The sequence below is a fragment of the Microbacterium sp. C23T genome, from assembly GCF_053345975.1.
On the sequence record NZ_JBKFBD010000040.1, the window covers coordinates 1 to 17,435 of the forward strand.

Here is a 17,435-nt window from a genome sequence, read left to right on the forward strand (position 1 = left end):
CCCCCCCCCCCACCCCCCCCCCCCCCCCCCGGCCCCCCCCCCCGCGGGGGGGGGGGGGGGAGGCGTTCGGTGCGAGGGGCGGGTCAGGTGGCCGCGAGGCGCAGCTTCTCGGCTTCGACGTCGAACGTCGCCTTCGGCCACTGCGGGTCGATGTCCTCGAGCGCCTCCAGCAGCAGGTTCTGGACGGCGAGCCGCCCGTACCACTTGTGGTCTGCGGGCACGACGAACCAGGGCGCGTGCTCGGTCGACGTGCGCTCGAACACCGTCTGGTACGCCGCCATGTACTGCGGCCACAGCTCGCGCTCGTCGACGTCGGTCGGGTTGTACTTCCAGTGCTTGTCGAGACGGTTGAGGCGCCGCATGAGTCGCTTCTTCTGCTCATCCGGCGAGATGTGCAGCATCACCTTGACGACCCTCGTGCCGGAGTCGGTGAGCTGACGCTCGAAGTCGTTGATCGCCGCGTAGCGACGCTCGATCTCCTGCTCGGGGGCGAGGCGCCTGACCCGGCCGATGAGCACGTCCTCGTAGTGCGAGCGGTCGAAGACGCCGATCATGCCCGAGTCGGGAAGCCGCTGCTTGATCCGCCACAGGAAGTCGTGCTTCAGCTCCTCGTCGGAGGGCTTCTTGAACGCCGCGAGCACGATGCCCTGCGGGTCGACGGAGCCCACGACGTGACGGATGATGCCGCCCTTTCCGGCGGAGTCCATCGCCTGCAGTACCAGCAGCACGGAGGCGTTCGTCTCATCGACGCGGCTGCGCGCGTACAGACGCTCCTGGTACTCGTCGAGCTCGGCGGCACCGGACTGGAGGTCGTCCGCCGCGTGAGCCTTGTCCTTCTCGTATCCCGGGGTCGAGCGGGTGTCGACGTCGGCGAGGACGAAGCCCTCGCGGACACGGAGGAGATCGGCGACGTCGCCGCTCCAGTGCTTCTGACTCGAGGCGATCATGGAGCCATCATGGCGGATGCCGCCGGCTCAGCGCTCGAGCGGAACCTCGATGAGCTGACGACCGCCGACCGGCGATGTGAGCACCTGGTCGAGAGCCGCCCGCGTCGTGACCCGGCGGTACTCCCAGCCGTACGCGAGCGCGAGCTGCTCGAGGCGCACGGTGTGCGGCGTGAGGAGCACGCGGTCCATCACGTCCGCGCCCGCGACGGCGGCCACCTCGAGCCCGTCGAAGATCGTGCCGCCGCCGTCGTTGCCGACGATGAGCTGGAGCCGCGGCTCGGCCTCCTGGGGAGGCAGGAGCATCGCGCCGGCGTCGTGCAGCAGCGCGAGGTCGCCGAGGATCACGCGAGTGACCCCGGCTCCGCGCGCCGCCTGGCTCGCGAGGGCGATGCCGGTCGCCGTGGCGATCGTTCCGTCGATGCCGGCCAGCCCGCGATTGGCGTGCACCGGCACCTTCTTGCCCGCGAGCACCTGGTCGGCCACCCGCACCAGGCGCGACGAGCCGAACACGAGGCGGTCATGGGGCCACGTCGCCCGCCAGACGGCGTCGACGAGCGCGGCACGGTCGACGGGCGCGCGGATCACGCCGAGCTCGGCGGCGATCGCTCCGAGCCTCTCCTCCGGCACCGCCGACGCGAGACCGTCGGCATCGGGAGCCGGCGGGGTGAGATCGACGGATGCTGCGCGCGACGCGTGCATCCACTCCCCGAGCCATTCGCGATCGGGGTCGCCCGTCGCGACGGCGATGCGGTCGGCGGCCAGGGTGGCACCGTTGAGGTTGAGCGGCTCGCCCGGACCCCGCACGGCGACGACCTCGATCTCGGGGTCGGAGAGCAGCGCGGCCGCCTCCCGGCTGAGGGTCGGGTGACCCAGCACGACGACGCGCTCGATGCGGCCGCCGAGCTGCGGGTCGCGCAGCAGCGCGCGATAGCCGTGGACGAGCTGACGCCCGAAGCGCGCGCCGCTCACGATCTCGGCGACGAGCGGCCATGCGCCGACGTGGGCGAGCTCCTCCGCGTCGGGGCCGGCGTCGGATCCCGCGAGCACGATGGTACGGGGACCACGGTCGAGCACGAGCGGCGCATCCTCCGGCTCGGTCGGCAGGTCGGCCTCGCCGATGCCGCCACCGCCCTGGTACAGGGCACCGGATGCCTCGTCCTCGGCGTCGACCGCCACCGGGGGTCCGTCGGGGTCGTCGACGACGGCGGTCTCGAGCTCGGCGGCGGGCACGCCCATCCACGCGGGGAGGGCCCCAGACAGCGGCTCGCGGTACGGCAGGTTCAGGTGCACGGGACCCGGCGAGCGGGTGCCCGCACCCAGCGCCGCGGCGACCGCGTCCTCGGCGAGCAGACGGAGCATCGCGCTCTGCTCGTGGGTGCCGTCGGGATCGAGCGCCTCGGGCACCGGCACATCGGCCTCGAGCCGCACGGTGGGCGCGAACATCCCCGGCTGGCGCGTCGTCTGGTTCGCTCCGACCCCGCGCAGCTCCGGGGGCCGGTCGGCCGTGAGCAGCAGCAGCGGCACGCCGGCGTGATGGGCCTCGAGCGCGGCGGGCAGCAGGTTCGCGACCGCGGTGCCCGACGTGCAGACCACGGCCGCCGGCATCCGCGTCTCGCGTCCGATGCCGAGCGCCGTGAAGCCCGCGACGCGCTCGTCGATGCGGACGTGGAGCCGGAGGGCGCCGCGCCGCTCGAGCTCTGCCGCGACCAGGGCGAGCGCCTGCGAGCGCGAGCCCGGGCTCAGCACGACGTGGCGCACACCGAGCTCTACGAGCCGGCACAGCAGCGCGGCGGCGGCATCGGTCGCGGGCGCGGAATCGAGCGCGCCCCCGGCGCTGTCGGAGTCGGTCACGTCAGCCGAGGGCCCCGCGCTGACCACGGGCGTCGTCGTCGCCGTCCGCGGGACGGATCGGCGGCTTCGGCTGCGGCGGGGTGCCCGGCGTCGCGGTGCCGCCCGCGGCGGCCGCACTGCCGGGTACGGCGGTGTCGTCGGACGCTGCGGGACCACCTGGCGGGTTGAAGCGGGGGTCTTCGCCCTCGGCGTCGAGCTGCGCGAGCTCCTCCTCGAGGCGGCGGATGCGCTCGTCCTGGTCGGAGATCGTGCCGATGCGCCCGAGGAACTCGGGGTCGTCATCCGGGGCCCTGCGTGCGGCGACCGACGAGGCGCGCCCACGACCGACGATGAGCCAGAGGATGCCACCCAGCACCGGCAGCAGCACGACGATGAGGATCCAGATCGGCTTGCTTACGCCGCGGTGGCGGGTCGGGGGCTGGACGGCGCAATCGACGATGGTGAAGACCCAGAACGCGGTCGCCACCAGGGCCAGAATCAACAGCACCCGAGGCATCTTCCCATCCTAGGCGGGCGGGGCCCCGAGTGGGCGTTCGCGGGCGCTCCGTGACGCAACCGTCGCAGAAGCGGCCTCCGCGGCGGAACGTAGGATGGATGGGTGAAAGCGCGCTCTGCCATCGTCTACTCGGTGCTGCGGCTGCTGGCGTTCCTCGTGCCGTTCGGCATCCTGATGCTGTTCCCGATCATGCGCGAGTACTACTGGCTCGCCGCCATCTTCGCCGCCCTCATCGGCCTGAGCCTCTCGGTGCTCTTCCTCCGCAAGCCCCTCGACGACGTCACCTCGGGCCTCGCCGCGCGCCGCGCCCAGGCGCGCGCCGCTGCCAGCGACGAAGAGGCGGAGGATGCTGCGGCCGACGCCGCCGCCCCCGCCACGCCCGACGGCGAAGCGCCCGAGTCCCGCGCCTGACGCCGGGGCGCAGCATCCGTCAGCCGATGAAGGCCCACATGAGGAAGGCGCCGTAGGCGACGGACGTCAGCGATGTGAGGCCGAGGGCGACGACGAGCTCGCGCGGGTCGCGGTAGGTCCACACGATGAGGATCGCGGGTGCGCCGGCCAGCAGCGCCAGCAGCGTGAGCCACGCGATCGGGTAGCCGATCCACGCCAGGAACGCGGCGATGGCGAACGCCACCAGCAGGAACACGGTGAACAGCCAGCGCGTCGCGGTGCGGCCGATGAGCACGGTGAGCGTCCGCTTGTGGGCGGCACGGTCCTGGTCGATGTCGCGCAGGTTATTCGCCAGCAGCACCGCGCAGGCGATGAGGCCGACGCCGACGGCGCCGAACCACGCCTCCTGCGGGAGCGCGAAGGCCTGCACCCACGTCGTGCCGAGCGTCGCGACGAGACCGAAGAACACGAAGACGAAGAGCTCGCCGAGGCCGTAGTAGCCGTACGGGCGCTTGCCGCCGGTGTAGAACCAGGCGGCGAGGATGCACACGGCGCCGGCGGCGATCAGCCACCACTGCTGCGTGCGGATCGTGATCGCGAGTCCGGCGATCGCCGCGATCGCGAAGAACGCCAGCGCGACGATGAGCACGGTGCGCGGCTTCACCGTGCGGCCGGCCGTGAGACGGGCGGGGCCGACCCGGAAGTCGTCGGTGCCGCGGATGCCGTCGCTGTAGTCGTTGGCGTAGTTCACGCCGATCTGCAGCGCCACCGACACGATGAGGCAGAAGAGCGCGATCACCCAGTGGAAGACGTCCACCACGAGGATCGCGGCGCCCGTGCCGACGAGGATCGGCGTGATCGCGAGGGGCAGCGTGCGCAGGCGCGCCGCGCCGATCCAGTCGCGCGCGGTGGGCTTCTCGACGTGCGCGGGGTCGCGCGAGACGTGCGCCTTCTGCGGGTTTCCGCGGGGAGGCTGCTTCTTGCGTCCGGCGGTGGTGCGCTTCTTGCTCGGGGTTCCTGCCACGAATGCACATCTTAGGGGCCGAGTCGATGTGGCACCCGCATCCGTCAACCCCCTGACGGATGTCGGCACCCGGGGCGAGGATGAAGCCCATGCTGAGCATCGGATCCATCGTCCTCACCGTGGAGGACATCTCACGCGCCGGCGACTTCTGGCGCGCGGCCCTCGGCTACGTGAACCGCAATGAACCGGGCGACGACTGGGTCATCCTCGATCCGCCGGGCAAGGCCGACTGGTCGGCGCCCGGGGCGAGCCTCGCGCTGTCGGTCACCGGGTACCCGCAGCACTACCCGCCGCGCATCCACCTCGATCTGTACGCCGAGGACCAGGCGGCCGAAGTGCAGCGCCTGATCGGGCTCGGCGCCCGCGAGGTCGACTGGCACGACTACCCCGACGACGCCGACTGGGTCGTCCTCGAAGACACCGAGGGCAACCGCTTCTGCGTCGTCGACACCGGCCCGTACCCGCCGGGCTGACTCCAGCGGCGTCCCGCGTCAGTGCAGGGCCATCACGGCGCGGCGGATCGCCTCACGGTCGGGCTTGCCCGAGGGCAGCGTCGCGAGCTCGTCGACCAGCACGAGCCGTGACGGGCGGGCGTGCGCGCCGATCTCGGCCTGGACGGCGGCGCGCGCCTCCTCGAGCTGCACGGCTTCGCTGCGCCGCAGCGCCTCGCCCCGGGAGGCGACGACGACGGATGCCTCGCCCCACCGTTCGTCGGGAATCCCCACGACGACGGCGAGAGCGAGGCCGGGGATCCCCCGCACGATCCGCTCGACGCGGTCGAGCGAGACGTTGATGCCGCCCGAGACGATGACGTTGTCGATGCGGCCGCGCACGCGCAGAACCCCGTCCTCGAGGAGTCCCGCGTCGCCGGTGCGGTACCACCGGGATCCGTCGCGGTCGCGGAGGAACGCAGCATCCGTCAGTTCGTCGTTGCCGAGGTAGCCGTCGGCCAGTGTCGGGCCGGAGACCTGCACCTCGCCACGCTCGATGCGCAGGCGCACGTTGCCCAGGGCCACGCCGTCGTACACGCAGCCGCCACTCGTCTCGGTGGAGCCGTAGGTGCGCACGATGCGCGCGCCCGCGGCCTCGGCGCGCTCGAGGGTCGCCGCGGGGAGCGCCTGTCCTCCGACGAGGATCGTCTCGAAGGAGCGCAGCGCCGCGAGGACCGAGGGGTCGTGCTCGGCCGCGTCGAGCAGCTTCGACAGCTGCGCGGGCACCAGCGAGGTGTAGCTCGGCACCCGCTCCCCGCGCTCGGTCGACACCATCATGAGCGCGGCCGCCGAGAACGCCTGCGGAGTGAAGGAGCCCGCGAGGATCGCGGGCTCGCGATCGGCGACGAGGGAGCGCACGAGCACCTGCAGACCCGCGACGTAGCTCGCCGGCAGCGCCAGCAGCCACGCGCCGTCGCCGATGCGGTCGGCGGTCGACAGGGCGCTCGCGGTGAGCGCGTCCCGGCTGAGGACCACGCTCTTCGGGATGCCGGTCGACCCGGACGTCGTCACCACCACGGCGGTGCCCGCCCGGACGTCCGCGGGGAGGCCGCTGACGAGGCCGAGGCCGAGCGCCGGTCCTGCGCCGTGCAGCGCACCGCGCAGGCCCCGCAGGATCTCGCGGGGGTCATCGCCGATGACGGGGACGAGCTTCATCGCGGGCGCCGGATCAGAAGTGCCAGGGGTAGGGCGACCAGTCGGGGTCGCGCTTCTCGAGGAACGAGTCCCGGCCCTCGACGGCCTCGTCGGTGCCGTAGGCGAGGCGCGTGGCCTCCCCCGCGAACACCTGCTGGCCCACCATGCCGTCGTCGACCGCGTTGAAGGCGAACTTCAGCATGCGGATCGCGGTCGGCGACTTGGTGAGGATCGTGCGGGCCATCGACACGGCCTCGCGCTCGAGGTCGGCATGCGGCACGACCCGGTTGACCGCGCCCATCTCGTAGGCGCGCTGCGCCGAGTACTCCTCGGCGAGGAAGAAGACCTCACGTGCGAACTTCTGCCCGATCTGCCGCGCGAAGTACGCCGAGCCGTACCCGGCGTCGAACGAGCCCACGTCGGCGTCCGTCTGCTTGAACCGGCCGTGCTCGGCCGACGCGATCGACAGGTCGCACACGACGTGCAGCGAGTGCCCCCCGCCGGCGGCCCACCCGGGGATCACCGCGATCACGACCTTGGGCATGAACCGGATCAGCCGCTGCACCTCGAGGATGTGGAGTCGCCCGGCACGGGCCTGCGCCTCGGCCGGGACCGCGGACTCGTCCTCGGAGTACTTGTAGCCGTCGCGCCCGCGGATGCGCTGGTCACCGCCCGAGCAGAACGCCCAGCCGCCGTCCTTCGGGCTCGGTCCGTTGCCCGTGAGCAGCACGACGCCCACGCGCGGGTCCTGGCGGGCGATGTCGAGCGCGCGGTAGAGCTCGTCGACGGTGTGCGGGCGGAAGGCGTTGCGCACCTCCGGCCGGTCGAACGCGATGCGCGCGATGCGGCCGTCCTTCGAGACATGGGCCGTGATGTCGGTGTAGCCGCCCTCGGGCCGGCCGGGCGCCTGCTGCCACTCGCTGTCGTCGAAGAGTTCAGAAACGCTCACCCGGCCAGCCTACGGGGGGCTCCGCGCGGGCGTCATGTGCAACCGGACACCGGCGGCCGGGGCCTAGCCTGGATCGGTGACTTCGACTCTTCGCGCCGTGGCGGCCGCCGCGGCATCCGCTGCCCTGCTCTTCGCCCTCGCCGCCTGCTCGTCGGGCGCCCCCGAGGCGGCCCCCACGGCCTCCGACACGCAGGCCGTGCAGGTCAGCGACGAGGCGTGCGCCGACGACGCCGGCATCACCGTGGTCGTCGACGCCTCCGCGCTCGGCGAAGACGGCAAGGAGTGGTGCATCGCGACCGATGAGACCCTCGTCGCCGCCGATGCGTTCACACTCGTGAATGTCACGACCGAGGGCACGGAGCAGTATGGCGACCAGGTGGTCTGCCGCGTGAACGGCGTGCCCGCTGAGGACCAGGCGATCACCGCACCCGACGGCTCGGAGTACTTCGAGACCTGCAAGACGATGGCTCCGGAGTACGCCTACTGGTCGCTGTGGGTCAAGCCCGCAGGCGGCGAGTGGGACTACGCACAGGAGGGCGCATCGACCCAGAAGCTCGAGCCCGGCGAGGGCGTCGAACTGCTCTTCACGCTGAACGGAGAGCCGGCGGCGCCGACATCCTGACATGACGTTCCGACCCGGTCCCCTGCGAGCCGCGGCGATCCTCGCCGCAGGGTTCGTGGCGGCCCGGGTCGTCTACCGCATCCTCTTCCACGGCGCCGACGGCGACGGCTTCGTCCTGCTGGACCTTCCGGCGGTGCGACTGCCGTCGCCGTTCGCGCATGTGGTGCTGCTGGGTCCGGTCACGGTCGATGGACTGTGGGATGCCGCCGCCAGCGCCCTGCCGATCACCCTCGCGATCCTCGCGTTCGGGGTGGTGAACGCCCTCGTCGACCTGCACCGCGTGTTCGCGCGGGCGTCCCGGCGCGGCCCGCTGCGGGGCGTCGCGCGGGCGCTCGCGATCGCCGCGGCCACCCTCCCCTCGCTCGCCGACGGCGCCCGGGCGGTGCGGTTCGCGCAGCGCCTCCGCGGCGAGCGCGGCGGGGCACGGATGCTGCTTCCCCTGCTGGAACGAACGCTCGAGCGGGCGGGGGCGGTGGCCGCCGCCCTCGAGCTTCGGGGCTTCGCCGGACGCGGGTTGGACGGAGACTGCCTCGCACCGGTCCAGGCCGAGGGCGCGGAGATCGGGTTCGGCGACGGCGGAGCGAGACGAGGCATCCGTCTCCCGGCCTCGCTCGCGCTCCCGGCGGGGACGCTCACCCTCGTCGCGGGGCCGACGGGGTCGGGCAAGTCGACGCTGCTGCGGGCGGTCGCGGGCCTGCACACGCACACGGACGGCGGCTGGATCGCGGGGTCGCTGCAGGTCGTCGGCCACGAACGCGCGACCGTGCCGCCGCGTGACCTCGCAGAGCGCGTGGGCGTGGTGCTTCAGCATCCGCGTGACGCGTTCGCCACCGAGCGCGTACGCGACGAGATCGGGCTCTCTCTCGAGCTGCGCGGCGTCGCCCCCGTTCTCGTGACCGCGCGCGTGGCCGAGATCGCCGGCCGGGTCGGCGCGACGGCGCTTCTCGACCGCCCCACGCGCGGGCTCTCGGCGGGCGAGGCGACGCTGGTGGCGATCGCCGCCGCGATCGTGGAGCACCCCATCCTGCTGCTGGTCGACGAGCCGCTCGCCGACCTCGACGCCGACGCGCGGGTGCGGATCGCCGGGCTCCTGGATTCCCTCGCGCACGAGGCGGGGATGTGCGTCGCGGTGGCGGAGCATCGCGTCGACGCACTCGCCGGGATCGCCGACTCGGTGCTGCGGATCGACGGCGGTGCGGTCGCAGCGGTCGGGCCCGATGAGCCGGGTTCGGGGCGGACGACGGACGTTCCGGGCGCACGGTCGGCGCCCCGAACGCGCAGCGCGCGCCCCGAATCGACGGGGTCGTCGGACGTCGTGCTGCGCGCCCGCGGCATCACGGTGCGGCACCGGGGTGCGGTGGCCGTGGCCGGTGCCGACGTCGAGCTGCGCGCCGGCGAGATCGTCGCGCTCGTGGGACCCAACGGCGCGGGCAAATCGAGCCTGCTCGCGGCGCTCGCCCTTCCCGCGCGAGGGACCAACATCGAGTCCGCCGGTCGAGTGGCGCTGGTTCCCGACGCCTCGGACGACCTCTTCGTCTCCGACTCGGTCGCGGCCGAGTGCCGCCGCGCCGACCGCCGGGCGGGGCGTGGCGCGGAGCCTGCGGCCGCGATCCGGTTCGCCGGGTTCCTGGGTCTCGACCCGGACGGACCGGCGTTCACCGCGCGGATGTCGCGGCATCCGCGCGACCTCTCCGCGGGTGAGCGCCGCTGCCTCGCGCTGGCGATCCAGCTCGCGGGCGCGCCGCGCGTGCTCCTGGTCGACGAGCCGACCCGCGGCCTCGACCCCGCCGCCCGCGACATGGTCTGGGCCGCGCTGGACTCACTCGCCGCCACGGGCACAGCGGTGCTGGTGGCCACGCACGAGCCCGAGTTCGCCGCCCGGGCCGACGGGGCGCTGTCGATGCGGGCGGGCGTGCTGGCCGCAGCATCCGTCCCGTTCCCTCTCGCTCTCTCCCCCGTCCCCGCCCCCGACGCCCCCGCCGCCCCCGACCGATTGCAGGACGAACCCCGGGTCGACGGGTTCGCTGCCCGGAATGCCGCGGCCGATGCCGGCGTCCGGGGCAATGGTCCTGCAGACGGCGCACCGCGGAGCCCGTCGGGCGGCGCAGCCGACGCAGCCCCACGTCGCCTCAGCGGCCGTCTGCCGGTCCTGGCACTGGCGGCTGCGAACCTCGTCGCGCTCGGGGCGTTCTGCTGGCCGCTGGTCGCGACGGCGGTGCCGGAGCAGGCCTATGCGGCGGTGCCGATCGCGGCGCTCGCGCTCGTGCCCCTTGCGGCGCTCGTCGTCGTGGCCACCCTCGACGGGAGCGTGCGGTCGGCGCACATGCTCGCGCTCCTCGGTACGCTCGCCGCGATCGGCGCGGCCGTGCGCATCGCGGGCACGGGCGTCGGCGGTGTCGAGGCGGTGTTCATCCTGCTGATCCTCGCGGGGCGTGCCTATGGCGCGCGGTTCGGCATGCTGCTCGGCATGGCGACGATCGCCCTGTCCACCCTGATCACGGGCACCTTCGGCCCGTGGACGCCGTTCCAGATGTTCGCGTGCGCGTGGGTCGGCGCGATCGCGGGGCTCCTCCCCCGGCGGATCTCCCGCGGGACCGAGATCGCGATGCTCAGCGTCTACGGCGTCGTCGCCTCGTACGCGTTCGGCCTGCTGATGAACCTGTGGTTCTGGCCGTTCGCCGTCGGCTACGGCACCGGCATCTCGTACGACGGCAGCGCACCGCTCGACGTGAACCTCTCGAGCTTCCTGCTGTACTCGCTGGTCACCTCGACCCTCAGCTGGGACACCCTCCGCGCGATCACCACCGTCATCGGGCTGGTCGTCGTCGGTCGCCCGATCCTCGCGGCCCTCCGCCGCACCAAGCCGCTGGCTACGCGGACGCAGCCCGTGCCCGCCCCGCGGGAGCGCGCTTCTGCCCTATCGTGAGGGTCACGTGCCGGGAGGAGCCCACGTGACCACTGCGACCGCAGCGCCGCCGACGAGCCTTATCGGGGCGTACGTCCCCGAGATCATCTTGCTCGCCAAGCGCGGTCTCCTGTGGGCGGTTCTGTACGGCGTGCTCACCCTCGCCTCGAGCGGTGGATGCCTCGACCCCGCGTCGGGCGGCGACCAGATCTGCTACACCGCGACGCTGCGTCCCTCGCCCCTGACGTGGCTCGTGATGGCGTTCGCCTTCGTGGTCGCCCTGAGCCGCGCCGCGAAGGCCACCACGACCGCCCAGATCACCCGGATCCTCCGGATCGCCGCGACCGCCCTGTGGGTGGTCCCGCTCCTGGCCGCCGTGCTCGGGGTGATGTCGTTCATGACGGCCTCGCCCGAGTCGTGGCTCGACGGCGGCGTGCCCGCCAACGTCGACTTCCGGATCACACCGGGCTGACACGGATGCCGCGGCCCGCGGCATCCGTGCATCACCAGCGCGCCCCTCAGACGGAGAAGTACTTCGCCTCGGGGTGGTGGAAGACGAAGGCGTCGGTCGACTGCTCGGGGTGGAGCTGCAGCTCCTCGCTGAGCTCGACGCCCATGCGCTCGGGGCGGAGGAGCTCGACGACCTTGCGGCGGTCCTCCATGTCGGGGCACGCGGGGTAGCCGAGGGAGAAGCGGGCGCCGCGGTACTCGAGCTTGAAGAGGCCTGCGGTGTCGGTCGGGTCCTCGTGCGAGAACCCGAGCTCCGAGCGGATGCGGGCGTGCCAGTACTCGGCGAGCGCCTCGGTCAGCTGCATCACGAGCCCGTTGAGCTCGTAGTAGTCGCGGTACTTGTCCTCGGCGAAGAGCTTCGCGGTGACCGAGTCGATGTTGGCGCCCGCCGTCACGAGCTGCACCGGAAGCACGTCGACCTGGCCCGACTCGCGCGAGCGCACGAAGTCGGCGAGGCACAGGTGGCGGTCGCGGCGCTGACGCGGGAAGTGGAAGCGCAGGCGGTCGGTGCCGAGCGTGCCGCCCGACCCGCCGTCCGGGGCAAGCAGCCCCGGCACCCCCAGCACTCCCGAGGGGTCGTCGCCGTGGTGCAGCACGACGACGTCGTTGCCCTCGGAGACGACCGGGAAGAAGCCGTACGCGACGGACGCGTCGAGCATTCCCTCGCCGAGGATGCGGTCGAGCCAGTACCGCAGCCGCGGGCGGCCCTCGGTCTCGACGAGCTGCTCGTGGGTGGCGCCGTCCTCACCGCGGCCGGGCTTGAGGCCCCACTGGCCCATGAACGTCGCGCGCTCGTCGAGGAACGCCGCGTAGTCGTGCAGCGCGAGGCCGCGGACGATGCGCGTTCCCCAGAACGGCGGGGCGGGGACGGGATTGTCGGATGCCACGTCCGAGCGTGCCGGCATGGCCTCGGGCTCCGTGAGCGTGAGCTTGGAGCCGGCGGCGTGCCGCCGCTTCTTCAGCGCCGGCAGCCCGACGGACGCGGGGTCGGCACCGCGCGCGATCTTCACGAGCGGATCCATGAGCGCGAGCCCCTCGAACGCGTCGCGGGCGTAGCGCACCTCGCCGTCGAACAGTGAGGCGAGGTCGTCCTCGACGTACGCGCGCGTGAGGGCCGCACCGCCGAGGATCACCGGCCACTTCTTGCCGAGGCCGCGCGACGTGAGCTCCTCGAGGTTCTCCTTCATCACGACCGTCGACTTCACGAGCAGGCCCGACATGCCGATCACGTCGGCGTCGTGCTCCTCGGCCGCCGCGATGATGTCGGCGATCGGCTGCTTGATGCCCAGGTTGATCACGTCGTACCCATTGTTGGTCAGGATGATGTCGACGAGGTTCTTGCCGATGTCGTGCACATCGCCGCGGACGGTCGCCAGGATGATGCGGCCCTTGCCCGAGGCATCCGACTTCTCCATGTGCGGTTCGAGGAGCGCGACCGCGTTCTTCATCACCTCGGCCGACTGCAGTACGAACGGCAGCTGCATCTCGCCGGCGCCGAACCGCTCGCCGACGATCTTCATGCCCTCGAGCAGGTGGTCGTTGATGATCTGCAGCGGTGCCAGCCCGCCCTCGCGAGCGAGATCGAGGTCGGCTTCGAGGCCCTTGCCCTCGCCGTCGATGATGCGGCGTTCGAGCCGCTCCCCCACCGGCAGCGCGGCGAGCTCGGCCGCACGCTGGTTGCGCAGAGCCGCGGTGTCGACGCCCGCGAAGAGGTCCAGCATCCGTGCCAGCGGGTCGTACGTGACGTTGCCGTCGGCGTCGTACTCGCGACGGTCCCACACCAGGTCGAGCGCGACCTTGCGCTGCTCCTCCGAGATCGAGGCGAGCGGCACGATCTTCGCGGCGTCGATGATGCCCGAGGTGAGACCGGCCTCGACCGCTTCGTGCATGAACGCGGAGTTCAGCACGCTGCGGGCGGCCGGGTTGAGGCCGAACGAGACGTTCGAGACGCCGAGCGTGGTGTTGATGCCCGGGTACTTCGCGGTGATCTGGCGGATCGCCTCGATCGTCTCGATGGCGTCGCGGCGGGTCTCCTCCTGGCCGGTCGCGATCGGGAAGGTCAGGCAGTCGACGATGATGTCGTTGACCCGCATCCCCCACTCGCCGACGAGCTCGTCGACGAGGCGCGACGCGATCTGCACCTTGCCCTCGGCCGTGCGGGCCTGGCCGTGCTCGTCGATCGTCAGCGCGACGACCGCGGTGCCGTGCTCCTTCACGAGCGGCATGATGCGGCCGAAGCGCGAGGTCGGGCCGTCGCCGTCTTCGTAGTTCACGGAGTTCACGACGGGCCGGCCGCCGATGAGCTCGAGCCCGGCGGCGATGACCGCGGGCTCGGTCGAGTCGACGACGAGCGGCAGGGTCGAGGCGCTCGCGAAGCGCGAGACGACCTCGCGGATGTCGGAGACGCCGTCGCGCCCGACGTAGTCGATGCACACGTCGAGCAGGTGCGCGCCCACGCGGATCTGGTCGCGGGCGATCTCGACGCAGTCGTCCCACCGCTCCTCGAGCATCGCCTCGCGGAACGCCTTCGAGCCGTTCGCGTTGGTACGCTCGCCGATCGCGAGGTACGAGGCGTCCTGCTGGAACGACACGTGCTGATACAGCGACGCGACCCCCGCGTCCAGCTCCGGGCGACGCGCCGCGGCGCCGCCGACCGGACGCAGGCGCTCGACGACCGCGGCGAGGTGCTCGGGCGTGGTGCCGCAGCATCCGCCGACCAGTCCCAGACCGAACTCGCGCACGAACTGCTCGTGCGCGGTCGCGAGCTCGACGGGCGTGAGCGGGTAGTGCGCGCCGTTCGCGCCGAGCACGGGAAGGCCCGCGTTGGGCATGCACGCGATCGGCACCGTCGCGTGCTTCGACAGGTGCCGCAGGTGCTCGCTCATCTCAGTCGGGCCGGTGGCGCAATTGAGCCCGATCGCGTCGACGCCGAGCGGCTCGATGGCGGTCAGCGCCGCGCCGATCTCGGAGCCCATCAGCATGGTGCCGGTGGTCTCGACGGTCACCTCGACGAAGATCGGCAGACGGATGCCGCGGCTCACGATCGCCTGACGACAGCCGTTGATCGCGGCCTTGGTCTGCAGCAGATCCTGCGAGGTCTCGACGAGGAACGCGTCGGCGCCGCCGTCGATGAGCCCCTCGGCCTGGAGCGCGAAGGTCTGCTTGAGGTTGTCGTAGGTGGTGTGACCGAGGCTCGGGAGCTTCGTGCCCGGGCCCATCGAGCCGAGCACCCACCGCATGCGGCCGTCCGCCGCCTCGGCGGCCTCGACGCGCTCGCGCGCAATGCGGGCACCCTTCTCGGCGAGCTCGGCGATGCGGTCGACGATGCCGTAGTCGTCGAGGTTCGACCAGTTCGCGCCGAACGTGTTCGTCTCGACCGCGTCGACGCCCACCGCGAGGTACGCGTCGTGGATCTCGCCGACCACGTCGGGGCGCGAGACGTTGAGGATCTCGTTGCACCCCTCGAGGCCCTGGAAGTCGCCGTCGATCGACAGGTCGTACCGCTGCAGCATCGTGCCCATCGCGCCGTCGGCGATGACCACCCGCTCGCGCACGCCGTCGAGCAGCTGCTGCGACCTCTCGGGTCGCGGAACCCCGTCGATGTCGAGGGCGAACCGGGGTGCGGGCGGTGCTGCGGTCACCTCGGCGATTTTAGTCGCCGGGGTCTTCGGCGTCCCGTTCCATGACGGACGAACACCGCAGTCCGTGCCCGATGCGGACGCTGGTCCGGGAGGCTCAGGTCCGCGAGAGCACTGCTGGTCGCCGAGAGGTGGGGAACCAACCGCCCTCTCGGCGACCCGCTGCACTCTCGCGGTTCGGGCGAGGCCGGGACGACGGATGCTGCGCCCCGGCGCGGTGCGCCGGGGCGCAGCATCCATGGGTCCGAACGTCAGGCGTTCTTGGCGTCGCGCCAGGCGAGCCAGCTGCGGATGAGGTCGAAGTCCCAGTCGGGGCCCTGGAAGCCGATGGTGAAGAGGCGCACGCCGGCGTCGTGGAGGCCGTCGGCGTGGGCCTCGTCGCGCTGGTGCAGCTCGTTCGAGATCACGAGGTTCGAGGTGTCGCGCTGCTCGCGCTCGGCCCACCGCTCGATGACGTCGAGCTTGTGGGGCAGATCGATCGCACGCACGTAGCTGTGCCAGATGTCGGCGTGCCGGGCGACCAGGCGCAGCGTCTTCTGCTCGCCCGCGCCGCCGATCATGACCGGGATGTCGCGCGTGGGGGCCGGGTTGAGCTTCTGCCAGCGCGCCTCGATGCGCTCGAGGCCGGCGGCGAGGTCGTCGAGGCGCGAGCCGGCGGTGCCGAAGTCGTAGCCGTACTCCTCGTAGTCGCGGGCGAACCAGCCGGATCCGGTCGCGAAGATGAAGCGGCCGACGCCGTCCTTCGCCGAGATGTGGTCGATCGTGCGGGCCATGTCGGCCTGCAGGTCGGGGTTGCGGTAGCTGTTGCAGTTGACGAGGGCGCCGAATTCGACCCGCTCGGTCTGCTCCGCCCAGGCGGCGAGCATCGTCCACGACTCGAAGTGCAGGCCGTCCGGGTCGCCGTTCAGGGGGAAGAAGTGGTCCCAGTTGAAGAGGATGTCGACGCCCATCTCCTCGAGGCGGAGCACCGCGTCGCGGAAGGCGGAGTAGGGCGCGTGCTGGGGCTGCAGCTGCACGCCGAGGCGCACGGGAGTATCGAGGAGGGGCATGGGGAAAGCGTACGGCCGGCGAGAGGGGGCGGTCCTCGTTCGAGGGAATGCGCCGAGATGCGGACCGCCCCAGGGGGTTCGGTCCGCATCTCGGGTCAGACCCTCAGCTGAGGATGCGTGATGAGCCCCGGCGCGCACGCGCCGCCTTGAGTGCGGCGTCCACCGTGTCCCAGATCGCGACACCCGCGATCACGAAGCCGACGATGATCGTGATGATCTGACCGACCTCGGCGCCGTCCTCGGGGATGATCGTCGGGAAGTACGCCGGGTTGATGAGGTGTCCCTCGAACAGCAGCCACAGCGCAGGCACCGCGATGACGAGATTCAGGATGCCGTTGGCCACCGCGAGGCCGACGGTCCAGCGTCCGATCGCGTAGACGACGATCGCGAGCACGGCTTCGAGGGCCATCACGGCGAACAGCGCCAGGATCCACCAGGGCCAGAGCCCCGGGTCGAGGAACGACAGTCCGGGCTCGGTGGGCACGAAGCCGATGAACAGGTCCCACAGCACGACCCCGACCATGATCCCGAGGAACGCCAGCGACGTGATCATGTCGCCGAGGCCGACGCCCTTCTGGCGCGGCTCGGGGAGCTGGTCGGGCGTCCAGGGCTGGCCGGTCATCGTCTCGTGGCCGGTGCGCTCGAGGATGACGAAGACCAGCGTCGTCCAGAACGCGAGGTGCACGACCACCGAGAGCAGCAGCGGCACCAGCGCGCCGATGATCTCGCCGAACGTCGCGCCGTCGAGCACCATCGCGAGCGAGACCCCGAAGGCGGCGCACGCGGGCACGATGTACAGCAGCAGCTTCAGCAGCCGCCACCAGTCGAGGAAGTAGCGCGGGCCGACGAGCCACAGCGGGCGGTCCGTGTAGCCGGCGGCGAGCTTGTCGGGGTCGCCCAGCTCGGTGAGCACGGCGCGCTCCGCGGAATCGCGCGGTTCGCCCTGCTCGACGCGGGCCTCGATCTGGTCGTCGATCGACGCGCGCAACTCGGCGGCGAGGTCGGCGCGCTGCGCCTCGGGGACGGTCCGCATGGCGGCGTCGACGTAGCGGTCGGTGAGGGTGGCGGTGATGGTCATGTCAGTTCTCCTCGGGGAGGGCATCGATCGCGACGGCGATCGCGCGGAAGTCGTCGGTGAGGGCGCCGGCGAGGCGGAGGCCGGCGTCGCTGGTGCGGTAGAACTTGCGGGGACGGGACTCGTCGGTGTTCCACTCGCTCGTGAGATAGCCCTGCTTCTCGAGGCGCCGCAGCAGCGGGTACAGCGTGTTCGCGTCGGTCGGGAAGCCGCGCTTGCCCAACTCCTCGAGCAGCCCGTACCCGTACCCCGGCGTCTCGAGCAGCCGCAGGCACGCGAGCACGACGGTGCCGCGCCGCAGTTCCTGCAGGTGCGTCTCGAGGATCTCGGATTCGTTCATGTCTCACACCATAC

Annotated in this window: 15 protein-coding genes; 5 read left to right on the plus strand and 10 right to left on the minus strand. The window is 72.1% G+C overall.

Translation table 11 applies throughout. The features are described from left to right. Positions 1–83: 83 nt before the first annotated feature. Genes ACLBXX_RS18545 through ACLBXX_RS18555 form a run of 3 tightly spaced genes read right to left on the minus strand, consistent with a single transcriptional unit; the run spans position 84 to position 3,294 of the window. Positions 84–947, minus strand: coding sequence for a polyphosphate kinase 2 family protein (locus ACLBXX_RS18545; RefSeq protein ID WP_447659233.1), 864 nt, complete (start codon positions 945–947; stop codon positions 84–86). Between the two features lie 27 nt (positions 948–974). Beyond that, positions 975–2,798 (minus strand): 2-succinyl-5-enolpyruvyl-6-hydroxy-3-cyclohexene-1-carboxylic-acid synthase, encoded by a 1,824-nt coding sequence (gene menD / locus ACLBXX_RS18550; protein ID WP_447659234.1) that lies wholly within the window; start codon positions 2,796–2,798, stop codon positions 975–977. A 1-nt stretch (position 2,799) separates the two neighbouring features. Next, complete coding sequence (locus ACLBXX_RS18555) at positions 2,800–3,294, minus strand: PLD nuclease N-terminal domain-containing protein (protein WP_447659235.1); 495 nt, start codon at positions 3,292–3,294, stop codon at positions 2,800–2,802. Positions 3,295–3,396: 102 nt separating this feature from the next. Between ACLBXX_RS18555 and ACLBXX_RS18560 the strand changes: the two genes are divergently transcribed. After that, positions 3,397–3,705 (plus strand): DUF4229 domain-containing protein, encoded by a 309-nt coding sequence (locus ACLBXX_RS18560; protein ID WP_447659236.1) that lies wholly within the window; start codon positions 3,397–3,399, stop codon positions 3,703–3,705. Positions 3,706–3,724: 19 nt separating this feature from the next. On the opposite strand, the gene ACLBXX_RS18565 is transcribed toward ACLBXX_RS18560, so the two are convergent. Continuing rightward, a complete protein-coding gene (locus tag ACLBXX_RS18565; RefSeq protein ID WP_447659237.1) occupies positions 3,725–4,708 on the minus strand; it encodes a 1,4-dihydroxy-2-naphthoate polyprenyltransferase in 984 nt (327 codons plus the stop codon). Between the two features lie 89 nt (positions 4,709–4,797). Between ACLBXX_RS18565 and ACLBXX_RS18570 the strand changes: the two genes are divergently transcribed. Continuing rightward, entirely contained in the window at positions 4,798–5,181 is a 384-nt protein-coding gene (locus ACLBXX_RS18570) for a VOC family protein (RefSeq protein WP_387139395.1), read from the plus strand. Between the two features lie 18 nt (positions 5,182–5,199). On the opposite strand, the gene ACLBXX_RS18575 is transcribed toward ACLBXX_RS18570, so the two are convergent. Together ACLBXX_RS18575 and ACLBXX_RS18580 are read right to left on the minus strand one after the other, a co-directional pair. Next, positions 5,200–6,354, minus strand: a complete 1,155-nt coding sequence (locus ACLBXX_RS18575) for an AMP-binding protein (RefSeq protein ID WP_447659238.1) — start codon at positions 6,352–6,354, stop codon at positions 5,200–5,202. 13 nt (positions 6,355–6,367) lie between these two features. Continuing rightward, on the minus strand, positions 6,368–7,282 hold the full coding sequence (locus ACLBXX_RS18580; RefSeq protein WP_447659239.1) for a 1,4-dihydroxy-2-naphthoyl-CoA synthase: 915 nt from the start codon (positions 7,280–7,282) through the stop codon (positions 6,368–6,370). Positions 7,283–7,358: 76 nt separating this feature from the next. On the opposite strand from ACLBXX_RS18580, the gene ACLBXX_RS18585 reads away from it, so the two are divergent. The 3 genes from ACLBXX_RS18585 to ACLBXX_RS18595 are packed head-to-tail and all read left to right on the plus strand — an operon-like array spanning position 7,359 to position 11,281. After that, positions 7,359–7,904, plus strand: coding sequence for a hypothetical protein (locus tag ACLBXX_RS18585; RefSeq protein WP_447659240.1), 546 nt, complete (start codon positions 7,359–7,361; stop codon positions 7,902–7,904). Position 7,905: 1 nt separating this feature from the next. Next, the gene (locus ACLBXX_RS18590) at positions 7,906–10,830 is read left to right on the plus strand and encodes an ATP-binding cassette domain-containing protein (RefSeq protein WP_447659241.1); all 2,925 of its coding nucleotides are present in this window, start codon (positions 7,906–7,908) and stop codon (positions 10,828–10,830) included. A gap of 25 nt (positions 10,831–10,855) precedes the next feature. Further along, complete coding sequence (locus ACLBXX_RS18595; protein WP_447659242.1) at positions 10,856–11,281, plus strand: hypothetical protein; 426 nt, start codon at positions 10,856–10,858, stop codon at positions 11,279–11,281. A gap of 46 nt (positions 11,282–11,327) precedes the next feature. Here the strand turns inward: ACLBXX_RS18595 and metH are convergent, their stop codons facing one another. From metH to ACLBXX_RS18615, 4 genes are all read right to left on the minus strand, one after another. Continuing rightward, positions 11,328–14,960 (minus strand): methionine synthase, encoded by a 3,633-nt coding sequence (metH, locus tag ACLBXX_RS18600; protein ID WP_447659243.1) that lies wholly within the window; start codon positions 14,958–14,960, stop codon positions 11,328–11,330. A 248-nt stretch (positions 14,961–15,208) separates the two neighbouring features. Further along, positions 15,209–16,006: an LLM class F420-dependent oxidoreductase gene (locus tag ACLBXX_RS18605; protein ID WP_447659244.1), complete on the minus strand. Its 798-nt coding sequence runs from the start codon at positions 16,004–16,006 to the stop codon at positions 15,209–15,211. A gap of 103 nt (positions 16,007–16,109) precedes the next feature. Next, entirely contained in the window at positions 16,110–17,084 is a 975-nt protein-coding gene (locus tag ACLBXX_RS18610) for a permease prefix domain 1-containing protein (RefSeq protein ID WP_447659245.1), read from the minus strand. Between the two features lies 1 nt (position 17,085). Next, on the minus strand, positions 17,086–17,421 hold the full coding sequence (locus tag ACLBXX_RS18615) for a PadR family transcriptional regulator (RefSeq protein WP_447659246.1): 336 nt from the start codon (positions 17,419–17,421) through the stop codon (positions 17,086–17,088). Positions 17,422–17,435: the final 14 nt, after the last annotated feature.